This is a genomic window from Nocardioides sp. Root190 (assembly GCF_001428565.1).
Classification (GTDB): domain Bacteria; phylum Actinomycetota; class Actinomycetes; order Propionibacteriales; family Nocardioidaceae; genus Nocardioides.
This window is the reverse complement of sequence record NZ_LMIA01000004.1, coordinates 1-17,407: the sequence shown is the minus strand read 5'-3', so window position 1 is coordinate 17,407 and position 17,407 is coordinate 1. Positions and strand designations below refer to the sequence as shown.

Here is a 17,407-nt window from a genome sequence, read left to right as displayed (position 1 = left end):
AGGGGCACCAACGAACAGGGCTGTGGAAAGCGCCCGCCCCAGGGCCCGTTGTGGATGGGGAGTGGCTGGTTCCGGCACCGGGTCACCCGGTCTCGAGACGGCCGCGGGCGGCCTCCTCGACCAACGGGCCGTCACGGGGTCTCGAGACGGCCGCGGGCGGCCTCCTCGACCAACGGTGGTCACCGGGTCTGGAGAACCCTCCGTAGCCTTGGGGGGTGAGTCTGCGCGAACGGATGGGCGGGATGCTGGCCGACACCCGGCCGCTGCAGAACCCGCACTTCCGCCGCCTCTGGACGGCGAACATCATCACCGTCATCGGCGCGCAGCTGACCGTGGTCGCGGTGCCGGCCCAGATCTACGCCGAGACCGGCTCGTCGGCGTACGTCGGCCTGACCGGGGTGTTCGGGCTGGTGCCCCTCGTCGTGTTCGGCCTGTGGGGCGGGGCCCTCGCCGATCACTTCGACCGCCGGGCGCTGCTGATGATCACGACGGTCGGACTGATAGGGACGGCGGTGCTGTTCTGGGTCCAGGCGGCAGCCGGGGTCGGGAACGTCTGGCTTCTCCTGTCGCTGTTCTCGGTCCAGCAGGCCTTCTTCGCCATCAATCAGCCCACCCGGTCCGCGATCCTGCCGCGCCTGCTGGACGCCGAGGTGCTGCCGGCCGCCAATTCACTCAACATGACCGTGATGCAGGCCGGGGCCATCGGCGGGCCGCTGATCGCCGGCGTCCTGATCCCCTTCACCGGCTTCGCGTGGCTCTACCTCGCCGACGCGGTCTGCCTGTTCGCGACGTTGTTCGCCGTGGTGCGCCTGCCGCGTCTGCCGGTCGAGGGGATGACCGGAACGCCGGGACTGCGCTCGGTCATCGAGGGCATCACCTACCTGCGTACCCAGCCCGTGCTGATGATGTCCTTCCTGGTCGACATCATCGCGATGGTCTTCGGGATGCCGCGGGCGCTCTTCCCGGAGATCGCGCACGAGAGCTTCCTCGGCCCCGAGGAGGGCGGGCTGGCCTTCGCGCTCCTCTTCGCCGGCATCCCGATCGGCGCCGTCATCGGCGGGGTGTTCTCCGGCTGGGTCTCCCGCGTCTCCGCGCAGGGACGGGCCGTCATCTGGTGCATCGTCGTGTGGGGACTGGCCATGATCGGCTTCGGGCTGGCCGTCCTGGGCGCCGACGCGCTCCCGGGTTCGGCGCGACTCTGGCTGGTCGTCGCCGTCCTGATGCTGGTGATCGGTGGCGCCGCCGACATGGCCTCGGCCGCCTTCCGGTCCTCGATGCTGCAGACCGCCGCGGCTGATGAGGTCCGCGGCCGGCTCCAGGGGATCTTCATCGTCGTGGTCGCCGGCGGTCCCCGCATCGCGGACGTCGCGCACGGAGCCAGCGCTGCCGTCGTGGGTACGGCGGCAGCGGCCGCCGGCGGAGGGGTGCTGGTCGTCGTCCTCGTGGTCGTCGCAGCCCTCGCCGTCCCGTCGTTCGTCCGCTACCGGATCACGACCGGTACGACGAACCGCTCGACCAGCTGACGTTCCTCGGCGGCATCCCCGCCGGGCACGGTGAGCAGCGAGACGATCACCCGCACCAGCCAGCGGGCCGTGTCGGGATCGGCGCTCATGCTCAGGCCGAGCGCCTCGACGACCTCCGAGCCCTGGGCCAGGTCAGCGGTGCGGGCGGCGTCGCGGTCGCCGAACCACGCGAGCAGCGCGGGCGCAGCCCGCACGTGGCGCAGTGCCGCGAGCACGCCCTCGGTCAGCGCCTCCGCACCGCGGTCAGGAGTGGTCAGGGCAGCGAGGTCGGCCACGACCAGGGCACCCACCCGCACGGCCTCCCGCTGGACGAACGCGAGCTGCAGCGCCGACCGGTCGGGGAAGTAGCGGTAGAGGGTCGCCCGCGAACAGCCGGCTGCGACCGCGATCTCGCCCATCGCGACCGACTCCACGCCGCGCTCGGCGAAGAGCCCGCCCGCGGCGTCCAGGATCCGCTCGACCGCAGGGGCGCGCCGATCCACCCACGCGCTCACGCCACCACCAGCGGCAGGGTCAGCGGTCGTCGTACGTAGGGACCGGGCGCCCAGGTGACGCCGGACTCGTCCACGTCGAAGTCGGGGATCCGGCGGAGCAGCTCCTGCAGCGCGACCGTGATCTGCAGACGGGCGGCCGCTGCGCCCAGGCAGTGGTGGTGCCCTTGGCTGAAGCTGAGGATCTGGGTGGGGCGTCGGCGCACGTCGAGGTCGTCGGCGTCGGGTCCGTACCTGCGCGGGTCACGGTTGCCGGCGGCGTACAGGAGCAGCACCTTGCGGCCCGCCGGGATGCGCACGTCGTGCAGGGTGACCTCGCGGGTGGTCGTGCGGGCCAGGCCCTGCACTGGCGAGGTGAGCCGCAGGAACTCCTCGACCGCGTCCGCGACGAGGTCCGGCCCGGCGACGAGCAGGGAGCGCTGCGCGGGGTCGGCGGCCAGCAGCTGGACCGCGCCACCGAGCGCGCCGGTCGTCGTGTCGTTGCCGCCGGCGACCATGGTGAACACGAAGGCCAGCACCGACAGGAGTCCGGCGTCGTCGTCCGCGGTCCCGGCGCTGACCAGCTGGGAGACGGTGTCCTCACCGGGCTCCCTGCGCCGGCGCTCGACGAGCTCGGTGAAGTAGCCCATCAGCTCGATGGTCGCGGAGGTCGCGTCCTGGGCGCCCACGATCGCGGCGCTCCAGTCGTCGAACCTCTCGCGGTCCTCCTCGGGCACGCCGAGGTAGTGCGCCACGACCAGGCTCGGGAGCGGCTTGAACAGCTCGGCGACCGCGTCGCCGCCGCCCGCGGACCGCAGCCGCTCGATGCGCTCGACCGCGAAGGCACGCACCACCGGCTCGAGCTCGGTCACCTGTCGGGGCGTGAAGCCGCGGGCGACGAGCCTGCGGAAGGCCGTGTGGACCGGCGGGTCGGTCATCACGAAGGGCGGGTTGTCGACGAGACCGATCTGCTCGAGCTCGTCGTACTCCACCGTCAGCCCGCGCGCGCTGGAGAAGGTCTCGACGTCGACCGCGGCGGCCAGCACGTCCGCGTGGCGGGACAGGACGTAGTGGTCGGTGTCCGGGCGGGAAGTGGGCACCACGTGATGGACCGGGTCGTGGTCGCGCAGCAGCGCGTACGACGCCCACGGGTCCCGCCACGCGGTGCCACCGCGGGGCCGGTACTCGACCGGCGCGCGTGGAGACAGATCACTTGACATGTCCCCAGCATGAGACAGATCGATCGATCTGTCCAGACCGTCAGGCGATGATCGCCTCGGGGACCGAGGTCTCGGGCTCCCGGCGCTCGGCGTCGGTCAGCCAGGCGAGCTGCTCGAGGCGCTCGATGATGCCGTGCAGGAGGTCGGCAGTGGTGGGGTCAGCCGCGTCCACGTCGTCGTGGATCTCGCGCGCGGTGCCCGTGACGGCGTAGATCGAGGCCACGATCGCATCGATCGCATCGCCCGTCCGGACCTCGCCACCGGGAAAGGCGGGCAGGCTCGACTGGGCCGCCGTGCGGGCGGAGGTGCCGTCCGGCACGACGTACACGGCGCGCATCCGCTCGGCGACGTCGTCGGTGAACGTGCGGGCGGCGTCGACGATCTCGTCGAGCTGGAGGTGGAGGTCGCGGAAGTTCGGACCCACGGCGTTCCAGTGGGCCTGCTTGCCCTGGAGCGCGAGGTCGTTGAGGTCGACCAGGAGTCGCTGCAGGTGGCCGGCGAACTGTGCGTCGGCGCGGAAGGCCGGGTGCGAGACGTGGTCGGTCCTGCTGTGCCGGCTGGCGTTGGAGGTGGTGGTGGCGGTGGCCATGGTGATGCTCCCTTCGCTCGGTGAACCTCCACCATGCCACCTTTTCTTGAACTGTTCCAGAAAGGCAAGGCTCACCGATGAATCCGGATGTCGGTGCCGGTCTCTAGGGTCTGGAGCACCCCCCGACCGAACCTGAGGATGCAATGAGCGGCAACGAAGCGATGATCCGCGCGACCGGACTGGTCAAGCGCTACAAGGACGTCGAGGCCCTGGCCGGCCTCGACCTGACCGTTCCCGAGGGCAAGGTCCTCGCCCTGCTGGGCCCCAACGGCGCCGGCAAGACCACCGCGGTGCGCTGCCTGACCACGCTCCTCAAGCCCGACGCGGGATCGGTGAGCGTCGCCGGTGTCGACGTCGTCAACGACCCGGCCGCCGCGAAGGCGAAGATCGGCCTGTCCGGGCAGTACGCCGCCGTCGACGAGCACCTCACGGCGTACGAGAACCTCGTCATGATCGGCCGGCTCTACCACCTCGGCCGCCAGCCCGCCCGGGACCGTGCGAGCGAGCTGCTGGAGCGCTTCGACCTCACCGAGTTCGCCAACCGGCCGACCAAGACCTACTCCGGTGGCCAGCGGCGTCGCCTCGACCTCGCCTGCGCACTGGTCGCCGCGCCGCCGGTGATCGTGCTCGACGAGCCGACCACCGGGCTCGACGTCCGCAGCCGCCAGCTGATGTGGGACGTCATCCGCGAGCTCGTGCGCGACGGAGCGACCCTGCTCCTCACCACGCAGTACCTCGAGGAGGCCGACGTGCTCGCCGACGACATCGTCGTGATCGACCACGGCCGCCAGATCGCGCACGGCACCGCCGACGAGCTGAAGTCCCAGACCGGTGGCCAACGCATCGAGGTGGTGCTCGCCAGCGCCGCCGACAGCGACGCCGCCGCCCGGATCCTCAACGAGGTCGCCGTGGGCGAGGTCCAGGTCAGCGACGGCGGGCGCGAGCTCCAGGCCGCCGCCGGCCAGGAGGCCGCCACCGACCTGCTCCGGGTGCTGCAGGGCTTCGAGCGCGACGCCGTCAAGGTGCTCGACGTCGGCCTGCGCCGCCCGACCCTCGACGACGTCTTCCTCAGCCTGACCGGCCACGCGGCGGAGGCCGCCGCCACCACCACCGACGCCACGGAGGCATCCCAGTGAGCACCGCAGTCCAGGCCCTCGGCGACGGCTGGGTCGTCGCGCAGCGCAACCTGATCAAGATCGTCCGGGTCCCCGAGATCCTGGTGTTCGTCCTGATCAGCCCGATCATGTTCGTGCTGCTCTTCGCCTACGTCTTCGGCGGCGCCATCGACACGCCCGGCGTCAACTACCGCGAGTGGCTGATCGCCGGCATCTTCGGCCAGACCATCGTGTTCGGCGCCACCTTCACGGGCGCCGGGCTCGCCGAGGACATGCAGAAGGGCATCATCGACCGGTTCCGGTCGCTGCCGATGTCCAACTCCGCCGTGCTCGTCGGGCGCACCGCCTCCGACGTCGTCTACAACGTGCTGTCGCTGGTCATCATGGCGCTCACCGGCTTCATCGTCGGCTGGCGGATCAACGAGGGCGTCTTCAAGGCGCTGGCAGGCTTCGCCCTGCTGCTGCTCTTCGGCTACGCGATCAGCTGGGTGATGGCACTGGTCGGGCTCATGGTCCCGAGCGTGGAGGTCATCAACAACGCCTCGTTCATCGTGATCATGCCGCTGACGTTCATCTCCAACGCGTTCGTCCCGACGCAGGAGTTCAACAAGGTCCTCAAGCCGGTGGTGGAGTGGAACCCCGTCTCCGCGGTCACCCAGGCCAGCCGCGACCTGTTCGGCAACACCGGCCTCGGGCCGGGATCGGACGCGTGGTCGATGCAGAACCCGGTGACCTACACGCTGATCTGGATCGTCGGGATCGTCGTGGTGTTCGCGCCGCTGGCCGTGCGCCAGTACCGCAAGGCCGCCTCGAAGTAGTCGTCGCAGCGCCGAGCGGTCAGATCCGCTCGGCGAGGCGGCGCGCGGCGATCTGGAGGGCATCCCAGGCCGTCGCGAACGGCGGCGCGTAGGACAGGTCCATCCCGGCGAGGTCGTCCACGCTCATCGCGCCCCACAGGGCAGCCGCCGCGGCATCGATCCTCTTGCCGGCCCCCGGGCCGCCCACGACCTGCACACCGAGCAGGGCGCGGGTGGTCCGGTCGGCGATGACCTTGGTCGCGATCGGCGCCGCGTCCGGCATGTAGCCACTGATGGTGGAGCCCTCGGTGACCAGCGCGACCACGTCGTGGCCCGCCTCGTCCGCCTCCCGGCTCGACAGGCCGGTGCGGGAGATCTCGACGTGGACCTCGTCCACGACGAAGCGGGTGATGGCGGTGCCGAGGGCACCGCCGAAGCGGCGATCGCCCCCGAGCAGGTTGTCGCCGACCACCCGGCCGAGCTTGTTCGCGTGCGTGCCGAGCGGGAGGAAGGCGGGTTGCCCGGTCAGCCGGTGCTCGACCTCGCAGCAGTCGCCGGCCGCCCATACGCCCGCCGCGATCCGCCCTCCGGCGTCGGGCAGGTAGCCGCCCGCCTCACCGACCGGCAACCCGGCGTCACTGCCCAGCGCCGTGGCCGGTTCGACACCGATCGCGAGCACGACCACGTCGGCGGGAAGCACGTCACCGTCGGCCGTCACGACGCCGCTCACCCTTCCCTCGCTCGTCTCCAGTCGCTTGACGGTGGTCTCCGTGCGCAGGTCGACGCCCGCCTCGCGGATCCCCGCGGCAACCCGGTCCCCCATGTCGTCGTCGAGCCCGCCCATCACCCGTCCGCGGGTGAGCAGGGTCGTGGACAGCCCGCGCCGGAGCAGGGCCTCGGCCATCTCGACACCGATGTAGCCCGCGCCGACCACGACGGCGCGGCGGGGCTCGGCCGACAACTGCTCGATCCAGGCCTCGCCGTCGTCGAGGTCCTTCACCGGGTGCACGCCCGGGACCAGCGCGCCGCCCGCAGCCCTCGCCCAGTCGGGGACGATCGCTGTTGCGCCGGTCGCGAGCACGAGCTCGTCGTACTCCACCTCGCCGGGCGTCTCGCCCTCGCAGGTCAGCACGCGTCGGGACACGTCGAGCCCGACCGCGCGCGTGCCCAGGCGCAGGTCGATGCCCGCGTCCCGGTGCTGCTGGGCGGTCCGGGCGACCAGGTCGTCGCCGCTCGACACGTCCCCGGCGATCCAGTACGGGATCCCGCAGGCGGAGTACGACGTGTGGCCACTCGCCTCGACAGCGGTGACCCGGACGCCGCGACCCGCGGACCGCGCCGCGCGCAGCACCGTGTGGGCCGCGCTCATGCCCGCGGCGTTGGCTCCGACGACGACGATCCGCACGGTGGTCATGGCCTCACGCCGGAGCCGCGACCCGTCCGCCGTGGGTGAGGACGGGGAGTGCCTCCACGCCGTACACCGCCGAGAGCTTGCGGAACTCCAGGTCGGAGATGTCCGCGGCCATCGCCAGGTCGGGGAAGCGCTCGGCGAGCATCCGCAGCGCGGTGCGCAGCTCCATCCGGGCCAGCTCGGCACCGACGCAGCGGTGCATGCCCCAGCCGAAGGCCAGGTGGCGGGTGGGATCGCGGTCCGGGTCGAAGTCGCCCAGGTCCTCGCCGAGGACCGGGTCGCGGTTGGCGGCCAGCAGCGAGACGCCCACGGCGTCGCCCTCCTTGATCAGCACCCCGCCGATCTCGACGTCGGTCCTGGCGAAGCGCAGGAACGCCAGCTGGACGACGCACAGGTGGCGGAGCAGCTCCTCGACGACCTTGTTGACCTGCTCGGCGTCCTCCGAGCGCAGCATCTCGCCGGCCTTCGGGGTGGTCGCGATCAGGTAGGCACCGAGGGCGAGCATGCTCGCCGACGTCTCGTAGCCGCCGAGGAAGACGCCGTCGGCGATCCCGCCGAGGGTGACGTCGTCGAGCTCGTCGCCGTGCTCGGTCAGCAGCGCACCGATCAGGCCGTCGCCCGGGTTGCCGCGCTGCTCGCGCACGGCGTTGATGAGGAACTCACGGGTGTGGGCGGCCGCGCCGAATGCACCGGCGCCACCGCCGGTGAGGTCGAAGCGGGCGACGCCGAGCTCGAGGAAACGGGCCCGGTCGTCCACCGGGAGGCCCAGCAGGTCGCAGATCACGTCGAAGGGGACGGCGAAGGCGAACTCCTCGACCATGTCGACGGCGCGCCCGTCGCGGCCCGCCGCCTCCATCGCGTCGAGACGCTGGGAGACGATCGTCTCGATGCCCGGCTGCAGGCGTGCGAGGCGCCGCATCGTGAACTCGGGCGTGAGGTACCTGCGCAGCTGGGTGTGCAGCGGGGGGTCGGTCATCCCGAGGCCACCGATCTGCTCCTCGTCGGAGCGGCCCTCCTGGGAGACGAACTGGCCGAGGTCGTTGGACCACACCTCCGCGGGTCCGGCGAGGACCTCGCGGGACTCCTCGTAGCCGCTGACCAGCCACACCCCCTTGCCGAACAGGTCGGCCAGCTTCTTGACCGGCTCCGCGGCCTGGGCGTCCATCATCGCCGGCAGCGGGTCCAACCCGTCGCGCTTCAACGGGAGGGTGACCGACTCGGGCAGGAACCGGAGCTTGCGCAGGTCGATGCCGTTGCGCATGGTCCGGTTGAGGAGCCACACGCCGACTCGCTGCTTGACCGGGCCGAGCACCGGATCGAGCACAGGTCCGATGACGGGACCGATGAGGGGGATCCGCATGGGCGCTATTCCACCAGAAGTGGGACCCCTTGGCAGATCGGTGAGGCCCCTGAACCGACCCCGAGGTCCGGCGGGAGCCGTTCACACGGAGGTAACCGGGCGGCATCGAGGTCCCGGCTAGCCTGACCGGGTGGCTGAGAACACAGCGCGGAACCGCGGGGAGAGCACAGTGGACTGGAGCGAGTACGACGCCGTGCTCTTCGACCTCGACGGCGTCGTGACGCCGACCGCCGAGGTGCACATGCACGCGTGGGCGGCGATGTTCAACGACTTCCTCGAGGCGCGGTCCGCCGCGGAGGGGACCGACCTCGCGCCGTACACGGACCAGGACTACTTCGACCACGTCGACGGCAAGCCGAGGTACGACGGCGTGCGCGCCTTCCTCGCCTCCCGCGACATCACGCTTCCGGAGGGTTCACCGGACGACCCGCCGACGGCGGAGACGGTCGGCGGCCTGGGCAACCGCAAGAACGCGGCGTTCGCCCAGATCCTCGAGACCGAGGGCGTCGTCGCCTACCCCGGCTCGGTCGCGCTGCTCGACGTCCTGCGGGACCGGGGGATGCCGATGGCCGTCGTGTCGTCCTCGCGCAACGCGCCCGCGGTCATCGCGGCCGCCGGTCTCGAGGACTACTTCGCCTTCGTCATGCACGGCGGGTTGGCCGCCGAGCTCGGGCTGGCCGGCAAGCCGGCACCCGACACGTTCTCCCACGCCGCGCAGGTCCTCGGCGCGTCCGACGAGCGATCCGTCGTGCTCGAGGACGCCCTGAGCGGCGTCGCGGCGGGGCACGCCGGTGGGTTCGGCCTCGTGATCGGGGTGGACCGCGGTGCCGGCGAGGCCGCCCTGCGCGGTGCGGGGGCCGACGTCGTCGTCCCCGACCTCGCCGACCTCGTGGACGGGGGCGTCGCGTGAACGCCCACGACGGCCCCGGGCCCTCGCACAAGGCCCCGCCCGCCGCGGACCCGCTGGACCGCACCCGCTTCCCGATTGACGAGTGGCGCCTGGTCGAGACCCGCTTCGACGGCGACGACCTGGGCACCACCGAATCGCTCTTCACCGTCGGCAACGGCTACCTCGGCCTGCGCGGCAACTACTCCGAGAGCCGCGACGCCCACGTCGACGGCACCTTCATCAACGGCTTCCACGAGACCTGGCCGATCTCGCACGCCGAGGAGGCCTACGGCTTCGCCCGGATCGGCCAGACCATCGTCAACGTCCCGGACCCCAAGGTGATCCGGTTGTACGTCGACGACGAGCCCCTGCAGGTGTCGGCGGCGGACCTCCTCGACTATGAGCGCTCCCTGGACTTCCGCACCGGGGTCCTGACCCGTGAGCTGCTGTGGCGCACCCCCGGCGGCAAGCGGGTGCAGATCCGCAGCACCCGGATGGTCCCCCTCGAGCAGCGTCACCTCGCGATCCTGACCTTCGAGGTCACCCTGCTGGACCAGCGGGCGTCACTGGCGATCTCCTCGCAGCTGATCAACCGCCAGGACGTGGAGCGGGAGGCCCCCAACGGCTCCGGTGGCGGGGGTGGCGAGGCCGGGGCGGACCCGCGCAAGGCAGAGATGTTCGACCGTCGCGTCCTCGTGCCGCGCCTGCACGGCGCCGATCCCGACACGGGTCGGATCAAGCTCGGCTACCGCACCGCCGAGAGCGGCATGACCCTCGGCGTCGTGGCCGACCACACCCTCGAGACGACCGCCCACCACACCATGGACGTCCACTCCGAGGACGACATGGCCAAGGTGATGTACCGGATCTCGGCCGAGCCCGGCGTCCCGGTGAAGCTCACCAAGATCGTGGCCTTCCACACGGCGCAGACCGTGCCCCCGCGCGAGCTGATCGACCGGTGCGAGCGCACCGTCGACCGCACCCACGAGGAGGGCATCGCCCGGCAGTACTCCTCACAGGAGGCGTGGCTGAAGGACTTCTGGGAGCGGGCCGACGTCCAGGTGGCCGACCAACCGGCCCTGCAGCAGGCCATCCGGTGGAACCTCTTCTCGATCCTGCAGGCCTCGGCCCGCGCCGAGGGCCAGGGCATCGCAGCCAAGGGGGTGAGCGGCTCCGGCTACGGCGGCCACTACTTCTGGGACACCGAGATCTACGTGATGCCGTTCCTGACCTACACGCTGCCGTCGGTGGCCCGCAACGCCCTGCGGTTCCGCTACAACCTGCTCGACAACGCCCGCCACCGCGCGCGGGAGCTGTCGCAGAAGGGCGCGCTCTTCCCGTGGCGCACCATCAACGGCCACGAGGCGTCCGCCTACTACGCAGCCGGCACGGCGCAGTACCACATCGATGCGGACATCGCGTACGCCCTGAGCCAGTACGTCGGCGCCACCGGCGACGAGGAGTTCCTGGCCCGGGAGGCGGTCGACATCTTCGTCGAGACCGCCCGGCTGTGGGCCGACCTCGGCTTCTGGCGTGACGAGGGCGATGGGGGCGACAACGGACGCACCTTCCACATCCACGGTGTCACCGGGCCCGACGAGTACACGACCGTCGTCAACGACAACCTCTACACGAACGTGCTCGCGCGCTTCAACCTCCGTCGCGCCGCCCGCGCGGTGTGGGAGCTGGAGCGCGACGACCCGGCGGCGTACGACGGCCTCGTGCGCCGCACCGGGCTCACCGTCGACGAGCCCCAGGAGTGGGCCGACGCGGCGCAGGCCATGGCGATCACCTACGACGACTTCCTCGGGATCCACCCGCAGGACGCGCACTTCCTCGAGCGCGAGATGTGGGACCTCGAGAACACCCCGCTCGACAAGCGCCCGCTGCTGCTGAACTACCACCCGCTGGTGATCTACCGCTTCCAGGTCCTCAAGCAGGCCGACGTGGTGCTCGCGCTGTTCCTGCAGGGCGAGGAGTTCACGCCCGAGCAGAAGAAGGCGGACTTCGACTACTACGACCCGATCACCACCGGCGACTCGACGCTCTCGGCGGTGATGCAGTCGATCATGGCGGCGGAGGTGGGCTACCACGAGCTCGCGGTGAGGTACTTCGTCTCCGCGCTGTTCGTCGACCTGGCCGACCGGCACAACAACACCGCCGACGGGCTCCACGTCGCCTCGACCGGCGGCGTGTGGAGCGCCCTGGTCTCCGGCTTCGGCGGCTTCCGCGACATCGGCTCGGCCGCCGGCGACGAGCAGTGGCAGATCGACCCGCGCCTGCCCGACGGCTGGCCGTCACTGACCTACCGGGTCACCCTGCACGGCGCCCGGCTGAGGGTGATCGTGCGGCCGGACGAGCTCGAGCTGGCGCTGGAGCACGACCCCGGCAGCGGCCCGATCACCGTGTCGGTACGCGGTCAGCAGGTCGTCGTGGCCGACGGGGCCCCGGTCACCGTGCCGCTCGAGCACCAGGGACCGCGACTCGAGGGCGAGCCGCCGTACCCGGCCGGGATCCAGCGGGCCGACGGAACGGTGATCTCGGCGATCGTGCCGAGCGGCGACTGATCCGCCCGGCGCAGGAGTGCGGCTACTCGTCGTTCTTGCCGCACTCCCCGAACCCGTAGTCCAGGGCGATCTGGTTGGCCGTGACGAGCGGGTCGTCGTCGCCGCTGCCCTCACCCGCCGCGTCGAGCGCCGCATCCAGCGCGTCGAGCATCTCCTCGATCGTGGCCACGTCCCCGTCCGGCGGCGTGAGCTCACGCAACGCCTTCGCCTGCGCGGACAGCTCCGGCAGCACGACCTCCTCGAGGTGCTGGAAGGCATCAGCGGGCTCCGGGGAGTCCCCGAGCGCCTCTCCGGCCTCCTGGATCCGCTCGTTGGTCGCCCGGCAGATCGCGTCGGCCTGCTCGATGAACTCGGCCTTGGCCAGCGCCGACGAGCCGTCGGCCTCCGGCTCCTCGGGGGCCGCCTTGTCGTCACTGCAGCCGGAGAGCATGCTCACGACCACCGCGGCAGCGAGGAGCAGGGAGGGGACCTTCACCGGGCGAAGGTAGCCGACGTGGGTGGCCGCCGTCCGCCGAAGCCGGAGACCGAACTCACAGCCGACAGGGCGAGACCGCCGGGTCCGGCGGCGGTCCGGAGGAGTTGACTGGTCGGGTGACCACGACCGCCCGCTCCGCTGCGGAGGTCTCCGTGCCGCGACGGTGGGCGATGCTCGCAGTCGGCACCTTCGGGCAGGCGGCCTCGGCCGCGATGGTGGTCGCCCCGTCCTTCCTGATCCCCCAGCTGCACCGACCGGTCTCCGAGGGTGGCCACGGCATGAGCCTGGCCGAGGCAGGGCTGGTCGCCTCGGCCGCGATGGCCGGGACGATGTGCACCCTGGTGCTGTGGGGCATCGTGGTCGACCGGCGCGGTGAGCGCTTCGCGCTGCTGACCGGACTGTCGCTGACCGCGGTCGGGGGTGCTGCCGCCACCACGATGGGCGACCCGTGGGCGATGGCCGCGGTGCTCTGCATTGCGGGGATCGGTGCGGCGGCCACGAACTCCGCCTCCGGTCGGGTCGTCGTCGGCTGGTTCCCGCCGGAGCGTCGCGGCTTCGCGATGGGCATCCGGCAGACCGGGCAGCCGCTGGGCGTGGGACTCGCCGCCGCGACGGTCGCGGCGATCGCGCACGCGCACGGCACCGGACCTGCGCTCTGGGTCCCGACCGGCGCTGCCGCACTGGCCACCCTGCTCGTCGCCCTCGTCGTGCTGGACCCGCCCCGCCCGCCCGCACCCGCGACCGGCTCCGTCGCGAACCCCTACCGGACCGATGGCTTCCTCGCCCGAGTCCACGGCGCCTCCGTGCTGCTCGTCGTCCCGCAGTTCCTGGTCTGGACCTTCGGCCTGACCTGGCTGGTCGAGGACCTGGACTGGTCCCCCGGCGTGGCCGGCCTCGTCATCGCCGGCACGCAGGTGGCCGGTGCGGCCGCGCGGATCGGTGCCGGGTGGATCTCGGACCGGGTGGGCAGCCGGATGCGGCCGATGCGTTCGGTCGCCGTCCTCGCCTCCGCGACGATGGTCCTGCTCGGGCTGACGGCCGGCGTCGCCGAGCAGTCCGACCTGCTGACCCTGCTCGCCGTCCTGCTGCTCGTGCTCGCCTCGGCCGTCACCGTCGCGGACAACGGTCTCGCCTTCACCGCCGTCGCGGAGCGCGCCGGACCGTTCTGGTCGGGGCGCGCGCTCGGGATCCAGAACACCGCCCAGCACGTCGCGGCCGTCGCCGTCCCGCCGCTGGCCGGCCTCACCATCACCGCGTGGAGCTACGGCGCGGCGTTCGCCCTCGCCGGACTGTTCCCGCTGCTCGCCGTGGCGCTGGTCCCGGTCGGCCGGGAGCACACGGTCAGCTGAGGTCAGCTGAGGTCGTAGTCGACGACCACGGGCGCGTGGTCGCTGAGCCGGGTGCCGCGGTGCTCGCGGTCGACCACGGCGGCGCTGGCCCTCCGCGCCAGGCCCGGCGTCGCGAGGTGGTAGTCGATGCGCCAGCCGGCGTCCTTCTCGTAGGCGCGACCGAGCCAGCTCCACCAGGAGTACGGGCCCTCGACCTCGGGGTGCAGGCGGCGCACCACGTCAACCAGGGTGCGCGGCGACAGCTGGCTGTCCAGCCACTCCCGCTCCTCGGGCAGGAAGCCCTCGACCTGGTTGCTGCGCCGCCAGTTCGCGACGTCGAGGCGGGTGTGCGCGACGTTGAGGTCCCCGGTGAGCAGGAACTCCCGACCGGCGGCCGCAGCGGTACGGCGCGCGCTGGTCAGGTGCCGCGCGAAGCCTGCCAGGAAGGCCATCTTTCGTTCGTACTTCGCGCCGCCGTCGGGCGCCTCCCGCATCCGCTTCGGGTCCTGGAGGTGGGCGGGCAGACCGCCCTTGGGCAGGTAGAGGCTCGCCACGGTGATCGGGGCGTCCGCCAGGTCGACCTCGACGTAACGGCCCTCGGTCGCATGCGTCCGCAGCGCCCTCGGCAGGGGATGGGCAGGGTCCGGCGTCGCCCAGGTCCGCACCGCTGCGGGTGGGACGCGAGTCAGGACCGCGACGCCGTTGCGCCCCGCGATCTCCCCGGCGTCGTACGCGGCGTGGAAGTCGCCGAAGGCGTCCTCGGGCAACGCCTCCACCGGGCACCGCACCTCCTGGAGGGTGACGACGTCACACCCGCGGGTGGCGAGCCAGTCGCCGAAGCCACGACGGTGGGCGGCACGGATGCCGTTGATGTTGACGGTCGCGACACGGAGCACGGGGCGAGGCTAGGGGGTCGCCCGGACGTGCGCTCGGCCGGCGACCACAACGACCACAACCTGTGCCCCGGACGTGACCTGGGTCACTGTGCAGGCATGAGCAACAGGAGCACGTGGCGGGCGTGGGCAGCGGCAGGCGTCGGGCTCTGCCTGGCCGCGTCGCTCGGCACGACCGGCACCCCCACAGCTGCCGCAACCGCCGCCACCCCCTCCCTCGACGCGACGCCCTGTCCACCCTCGCTGCCAGCGGACACGTCCTGCTACGCCGGGCAGCAGCCGTCCGGGGCCCACTACCTGATCGCGGTCCCCGAGGGCTGGGACGGGGACCTCGTCGTCCACGCCCACGGCGGACCGGACCTCGGCGCGGCCACACCGGAGCGGGTGGCCGAGGACCTCGACCGCTGGTCGGTGATGGTCGCCGAGGGCTACGCCTGGGTCGGGTCGTCGTACCGCCGTGGCGGCTACGGCACCCGGATGGCCGCGGCGGACACCGAGGAGGTGCGGCGGCTCTTCGTCGACGCTGTCGGCGAGCCGGGCACGACCCTGCTCCACGGGCAGTCCTGGGGCGGCCTGGTCGCCGCCAAGACCGCCGAGGTGTACGGCGGCAGGCGCGGTCCGTACGACGGTGTGCTGCTCACCAACGGCGTACTGGCCGGCGCGACCCGCGGGTACGACTACCGGCTGGACCTGCGCGTGGTCTATCAGCACTACTGCGGCAACCACCCCCGGCCGAGCGAGCCGTCCTACGAGCTGTGGCGCGGGCTGCCGGCCGGGTCGACCATGACCGCGGCCGAGCTGCGCCGCCGCGCCCAGGAGTGCACCGGCTACCAGTCGCCGCCCGAGCAGCGCACTCCCCAGCAGCGCGCCCGGTTGGCCGACATCCTCGCGGTGACGCAGATCCCCGAGCGGTCCTTCTACTCGCACCTCAGCTTCGCCACCTTCACCTTCCGCGACATCGTCCACACCCGGCTGCACGACCGGAACCCGTTCACGAACCTCGGTGTCGCCTACCGCGGCTCCAGCGACGACCGGTCGCTGAACCGTGGCGTCCTGCGCTACCGCGCCGACGCCGGTGCGCGCCGCGACCTCTCCTTCGACAGCGACCTGACCGGGGAGATCGCCGTGCCGGTGCTGACGCTCCACGCGATCGACGACCCGACGGCCTTCGTCGAGCACGAGTCGGCCTTCCGCCGGACCCTCGACGCGGCCGGCAACGCCCACCGGCTCGTCCAGACCTTCACCCGGGAGTCCGAGCACAGCGCGCTGAGCGACTCCGGGTACGCGACCGCGATCGGCGCCCTGCACGACTGGGTCACGCTCGGCAGGCGCCCGAGCAGCCGATCGATCGAGCGGGCCTGCGCCCGGCACGACCTGGATCACGGACAGGGCTGCTTCTTCGACGCCGGCTACCGGCCGGGCTCCTACTTCGACCGGGTGCACCCACGCCCCGGCCACACCCGCTGGCCCGCGCTCGACGCCCGCGACGCCGCCCGGTGGGAGCGGATCGGCGGGATCGGGATCGACTACTGACCGGGCTGCTGGCCCGACTGCTGGCCCGACTGCTGGTCCGACTGCCGATCCCGCCAGCGCGCGATCAGCTCGGCCTCACGCTCCCGGGTGATGCCACCGATCCGAGCGGCCGGGTCCGACTCCAGCCACACCCGGGTGTCGCTGGCGGTGTCCGCGACCGGGCGGACCGAGAGCCCGGCGTCGAGGGCCGGTTGCGCGTCGTGGGCCAGCATCCCGTCGTACTCGGGGCGCGGGAGCCAGACCGGGATGCTGCCAGGCCCCGTCCAGGGCGCCACGCCCTCGGCCTCGAGGAACTCCTGGCTGGCCCACACGAGCGTGGCGTCGGGCAGGCACGCTCGCAGGAGCTCCTCGAACGGGACGGCCGGACCGACCGCGTCGAGCACGCCGGTCGTGGTGCCCTCGGCGAGCGTGACGATCCAGGCCGCGAGGTCGCGTACGTCGATGACCTGCACGAGCGCGTCCGGCTCCCCCGGTGCGAGCACCTCGCCGTCGTCGGCGGAGCGGCGCGCCCAGTGCGCGAACCGGCCGCTCGGGTCCCCCGGCCCCACGATCAGGCCCGGGCGCACGACCACCGCCGCCGCGGTCCGGTCGAGCACCAGGCGCTCGCACGCGACCTTGAGCCCCCCGTAGGCCTCAGGGTCATCGGAGTCCTTCTCCACCGCGTCCTTCAACCGGCCGACGCCGGGACCGGCCGGGTCGGAGTCGTCGGCATAGACCGAGATCGTGGACACGAACACCCAGCGCGCGTCCGGTACGGCGGCCAGCGCGTTGCGGACGTGGGACGGCTGGCGCGCGACGTCGACCACGGCGTCGTACGGCCCAGCGTCGAGCAGCTGCTCCGGCGCCGCCTCGGCCCGGTCCCACACCACCGACGTGGCGCCCGGCGGCGCTGCCCCCGTCTGTCCGCGGTTGGCACACACGACGTCGTGCCCGCGGCGCGCTGCTTCCGCGGCGACCTCCCTGGAGAGGAACTGGGTGCCGCCGAGAACCAGGAGCTTCATCGGGCCATCCCACCCCTGCGCGGCCCCGAGAGCAAGGTCTCGCCGTGCGGGATCTCGGCAACCGTCTCGAGAGGTGGTGTGTCGCTGCCGGTATTCGACCTCGGGCGGGCGGGTGCACCACGGCCAGGGGTCTCGAGACGGCCGCGGGCGGCCTCCTCGACCAACGGAGGTCGACAGCGCGACCCAGGCGTGGGCAGGAGGGGTACCCCGGAACGGGTCCTCGTTGGTCGAGGAGG

15 protein-coding genes are annotated in these 17,407 nt (G+C 72.3%); 7 read left to right on the top strand and 8 right to left on the bottom strand.

Annotated elements, in window-relative coordinates:
* Nucleotides 1–215: 215 nt before the first annotated feature.
* Nucleotides 216–1,523, top strand: coding sequence for an MFS transporter (locus ASE01_RS04260; RefSeq protein ID WP_235535858.1), 1,308 nt, complete (start codon nucleotides 216–218; stop codon nucleotides 1,521–1,523).
* Here ASE01_RS04260 and ASE01_RS04255 read toward each other — a convergent pair.
* Genes ASE01_RS04255 through ASE01_RS04245 form a run of 3 tightly spaced genes read right to left on the bottom strand, consistent with a single transcriptional unit; the run spans nucleotide 1,481 to nucleotide 3,802 of the window.
* The gene (locus tag ASE01_RS04255; protein WP_056748798.1) at nucleotides 1,481–2,017 is read right to left on the bottom strand and encodes a TetR/AcrR family transcriptional regulator; all 537 of its coding nucleotides are present in this window, start codon (nucleotides 2,015–2,017) and stop codon (nucleotides 1,481–1,483) included. The two genes, ASE01_RS04260 and ASE01_RS04255, sit on opposite strands and share 43 nt — an antisense overlap.
* Nucleotides 2,014–3,213, bottom strand: a complete 1,200-nt coding sequence (locus ASE01_RS04250; RefSeq protein WP_056748794.1) for a cytochrome P450 — start codon at nucleotides 3,211–3,213, stop codon at nucleotides 2,014–2,016. Before ASE01_RS04250 ends, ASE01_RS04255 begins: the two co-directional genes overlap by 4 nt.
* 40 nt (nucleotides 3,214–3,253) lie before the next feature.
* Entirely contained in the window at nucleotides 3,254–3,802 is a 549-nt protein-coding gene (locus tag ASE01_RS04245; protein WP_082605813.1) for a Dps family protein, read from the bottom strand.
* A 143-nt stretch (nucleotides 3,803–3,945) separates the two neighbouring features.
* On the opposite strand from ASE01_RS04245, the gene ASE01_RS04240 reads away from it, so the two are divergent.
* Together ASE01_RS04240 and ASE01_RS04235 are read left to right on the top strand one after the other, a co-directional pair.
* Nucleotides 3,946–4,938: an ATP-binding cassette domain-containing protein gene (locus tag ASE01_RS04240; RefSeq protein WP_056748793.1), complete on the top strand. Its 993-nt coding sequence runs from the start codon at nucleotides 3,946–3,948 to the stop codon at nucleotides 4,936–4,938.
* Nucleotides 4,935–5,735 carry an ABC transporter permease gene (locus ASE01_RS04235; protein WP_056748791.1) on the top strand — a complete coding sequence of 267 codons (801 nt, stop codon included), beginning with the start codon at nucleotides 4,935–4,937 and terminating at the stop codon, nucleotides 5,733–5,735. Before ASE01_RS04240 ends, ASE01_RS04235 begins: the two co-directional genes overlap by 4 nt.
* Nucleotides 5,736–5,754: 19 nt before the next feature.
* On the opposite strand, the gene ASE01_RS04230 is transcribed toward ASE01_RS04235, so the two are convergent.
* Both ASE01_RS04230 and ASE01_RS04225 read right to left on the bottom strand, forming a co-directional pair.
* A complete protein-coding gene (locus tag ASE01_RS04230; protein WP_056748790.1) occupies nucleotides 5,755–7,128 on the bottom strand; it encodes an FAD-dependent oxidoreductase in 1,374 nt (457 codons plus the stop codon).
* Nucleotides 7,129–7,132: 4 nt separating this feature from the next.
* Nucleotides 7,133–8,485 carry a cytochrome P450 gene (locus ASE01_RS04225; protein WP_200958754.1) on the bottom strand — a complete coding sequence of 451 codons (1,353 nt, stop codon included), beginning with the start codon at nucleotides 8,483–8,485 and terminating at the stop codon, nucleotides 7,133–7,135.
* A gap of 169 nt (nucleotides 8,486–8,654) precedes the next feature.
* Here ASE01_RS04225 and ASE01_RS04220 point away from each other — a divergent pair, with 169 nt between their 5' ends.
* Nucleotides 8,655–9,395 carry an HAD family hydrolase gene (locus ASE01_RS04220; protein ID WP_056748789.1) on the top strand — a complete coding sequence of 247 codons (741 nt, stop codon included), beginning with the start codon at nucleotides 8,655–8,657 and terminating at the stop codon, nucleotides 9,393–9,395.
* On the top strand, nucleotides 9,392–11,941 hold the full coding sequence (locus ASE01_RS04215; RefSeq protein WP_056748788.1) for a glycoside hydrolase family 65 protein: 2,550 nt from the start codon (nucleotides 9,392–9,394) through the stop codon (nucleotides 11,939–11,941). Before ASE01_RS04220 ends, ASE01_RS04215 begins: the two co-directional genes overlap by 4 nt.
* 22 nt (nucleotides 11,942–11,963) lie before the next feature.
* Here the strand turns inward: ASE01_RS04215 and ASE01_RS04210 are convergent, their stop codons facing one another.
* Nucleotides 11,964–12,416, bottom strand: a complete 453-nt coding sequence (locus ASE01_RS04210; protein WP_056748787.1) for a hypothetical protein — start codon at nucleotides 12,414–12,416, stop codon at nucleotides 11,964–11,966.
* A 116-nt stretch (nucleotides 12,417–12,532) separates the two neighbouring features.
* On the opposite strand from ASE01_RS04210, the gene ASE01_RS04205 reads away from it, so the two are divergent.
* Nucleotides 12,533–13,765 (top strand): MFS transporter, encoded by a 1,233-nt coding sequence (locus ASE01_RS04205; RefSeq protein ID WP_235535857.1) that lies wholly within the window; start codon nucleotides 12,533–12,535, stop codon nucleotides 13,763–13,765.
* A gap of 2 nt (nucleotides 13,766–13,767) precedes the next feature.
* On the opposite strand, the gene ASE01_RS04200 is transcribed toward ASE01_RS04205, so the two are convergent.
* Nucleotides 13,768–14,640, bottom strand: a complete 873-nt coding sequence (locus ASE01_RS04200; RefSeq protein WP_056748786.1) for an exodeoxyribonuclease III — start codon at nucleotides 14,638–14,640, stop codon at nucleotides 13,768–13,770.
* Nucleotides 14,641–14,736: 96 nt separating this feature from the next.
* Between ASE01_RS04200 and ASE01_RS04195 the strand changes: the two genes are divergently transcribed.
* Nucleotides 14,737–16,170 (top strand): hypothetical protein, encoded by a 1,434-nt coding sequence (locus tag ASE01_RS04195; RefSeq protein ID WP_056748802.1) that lies wholly within the window; start codon nucleotides 14,737–14,739, stop codon nucleotides 16,168–16,170.
* Here ASE01_RS04195 and ASE01_RS04190 read toward each other — a convergent pair.
* Nucleotides 16,164–17,171 carry an NAD-dependent epimerase/dehydratase family protein gene (locus ASE01_RS04190; RefSeq protein WP_056748785.1) on the bottom strand — a complete coding sequence of 336 codons (1,008 nt, stop codon included), beginning with the start codon at nucleotides 17,169–17,171 and terminating at the stop codon, nucleotides 16,164–16,166. The two genes, ASE01_RS04195 and ASE01_RS04190, sit on opposite strands and share 7 nt — an antisense overlap.
* Nucleotides 17,172–17,407 lie beyond the last annotated feature (236 nt).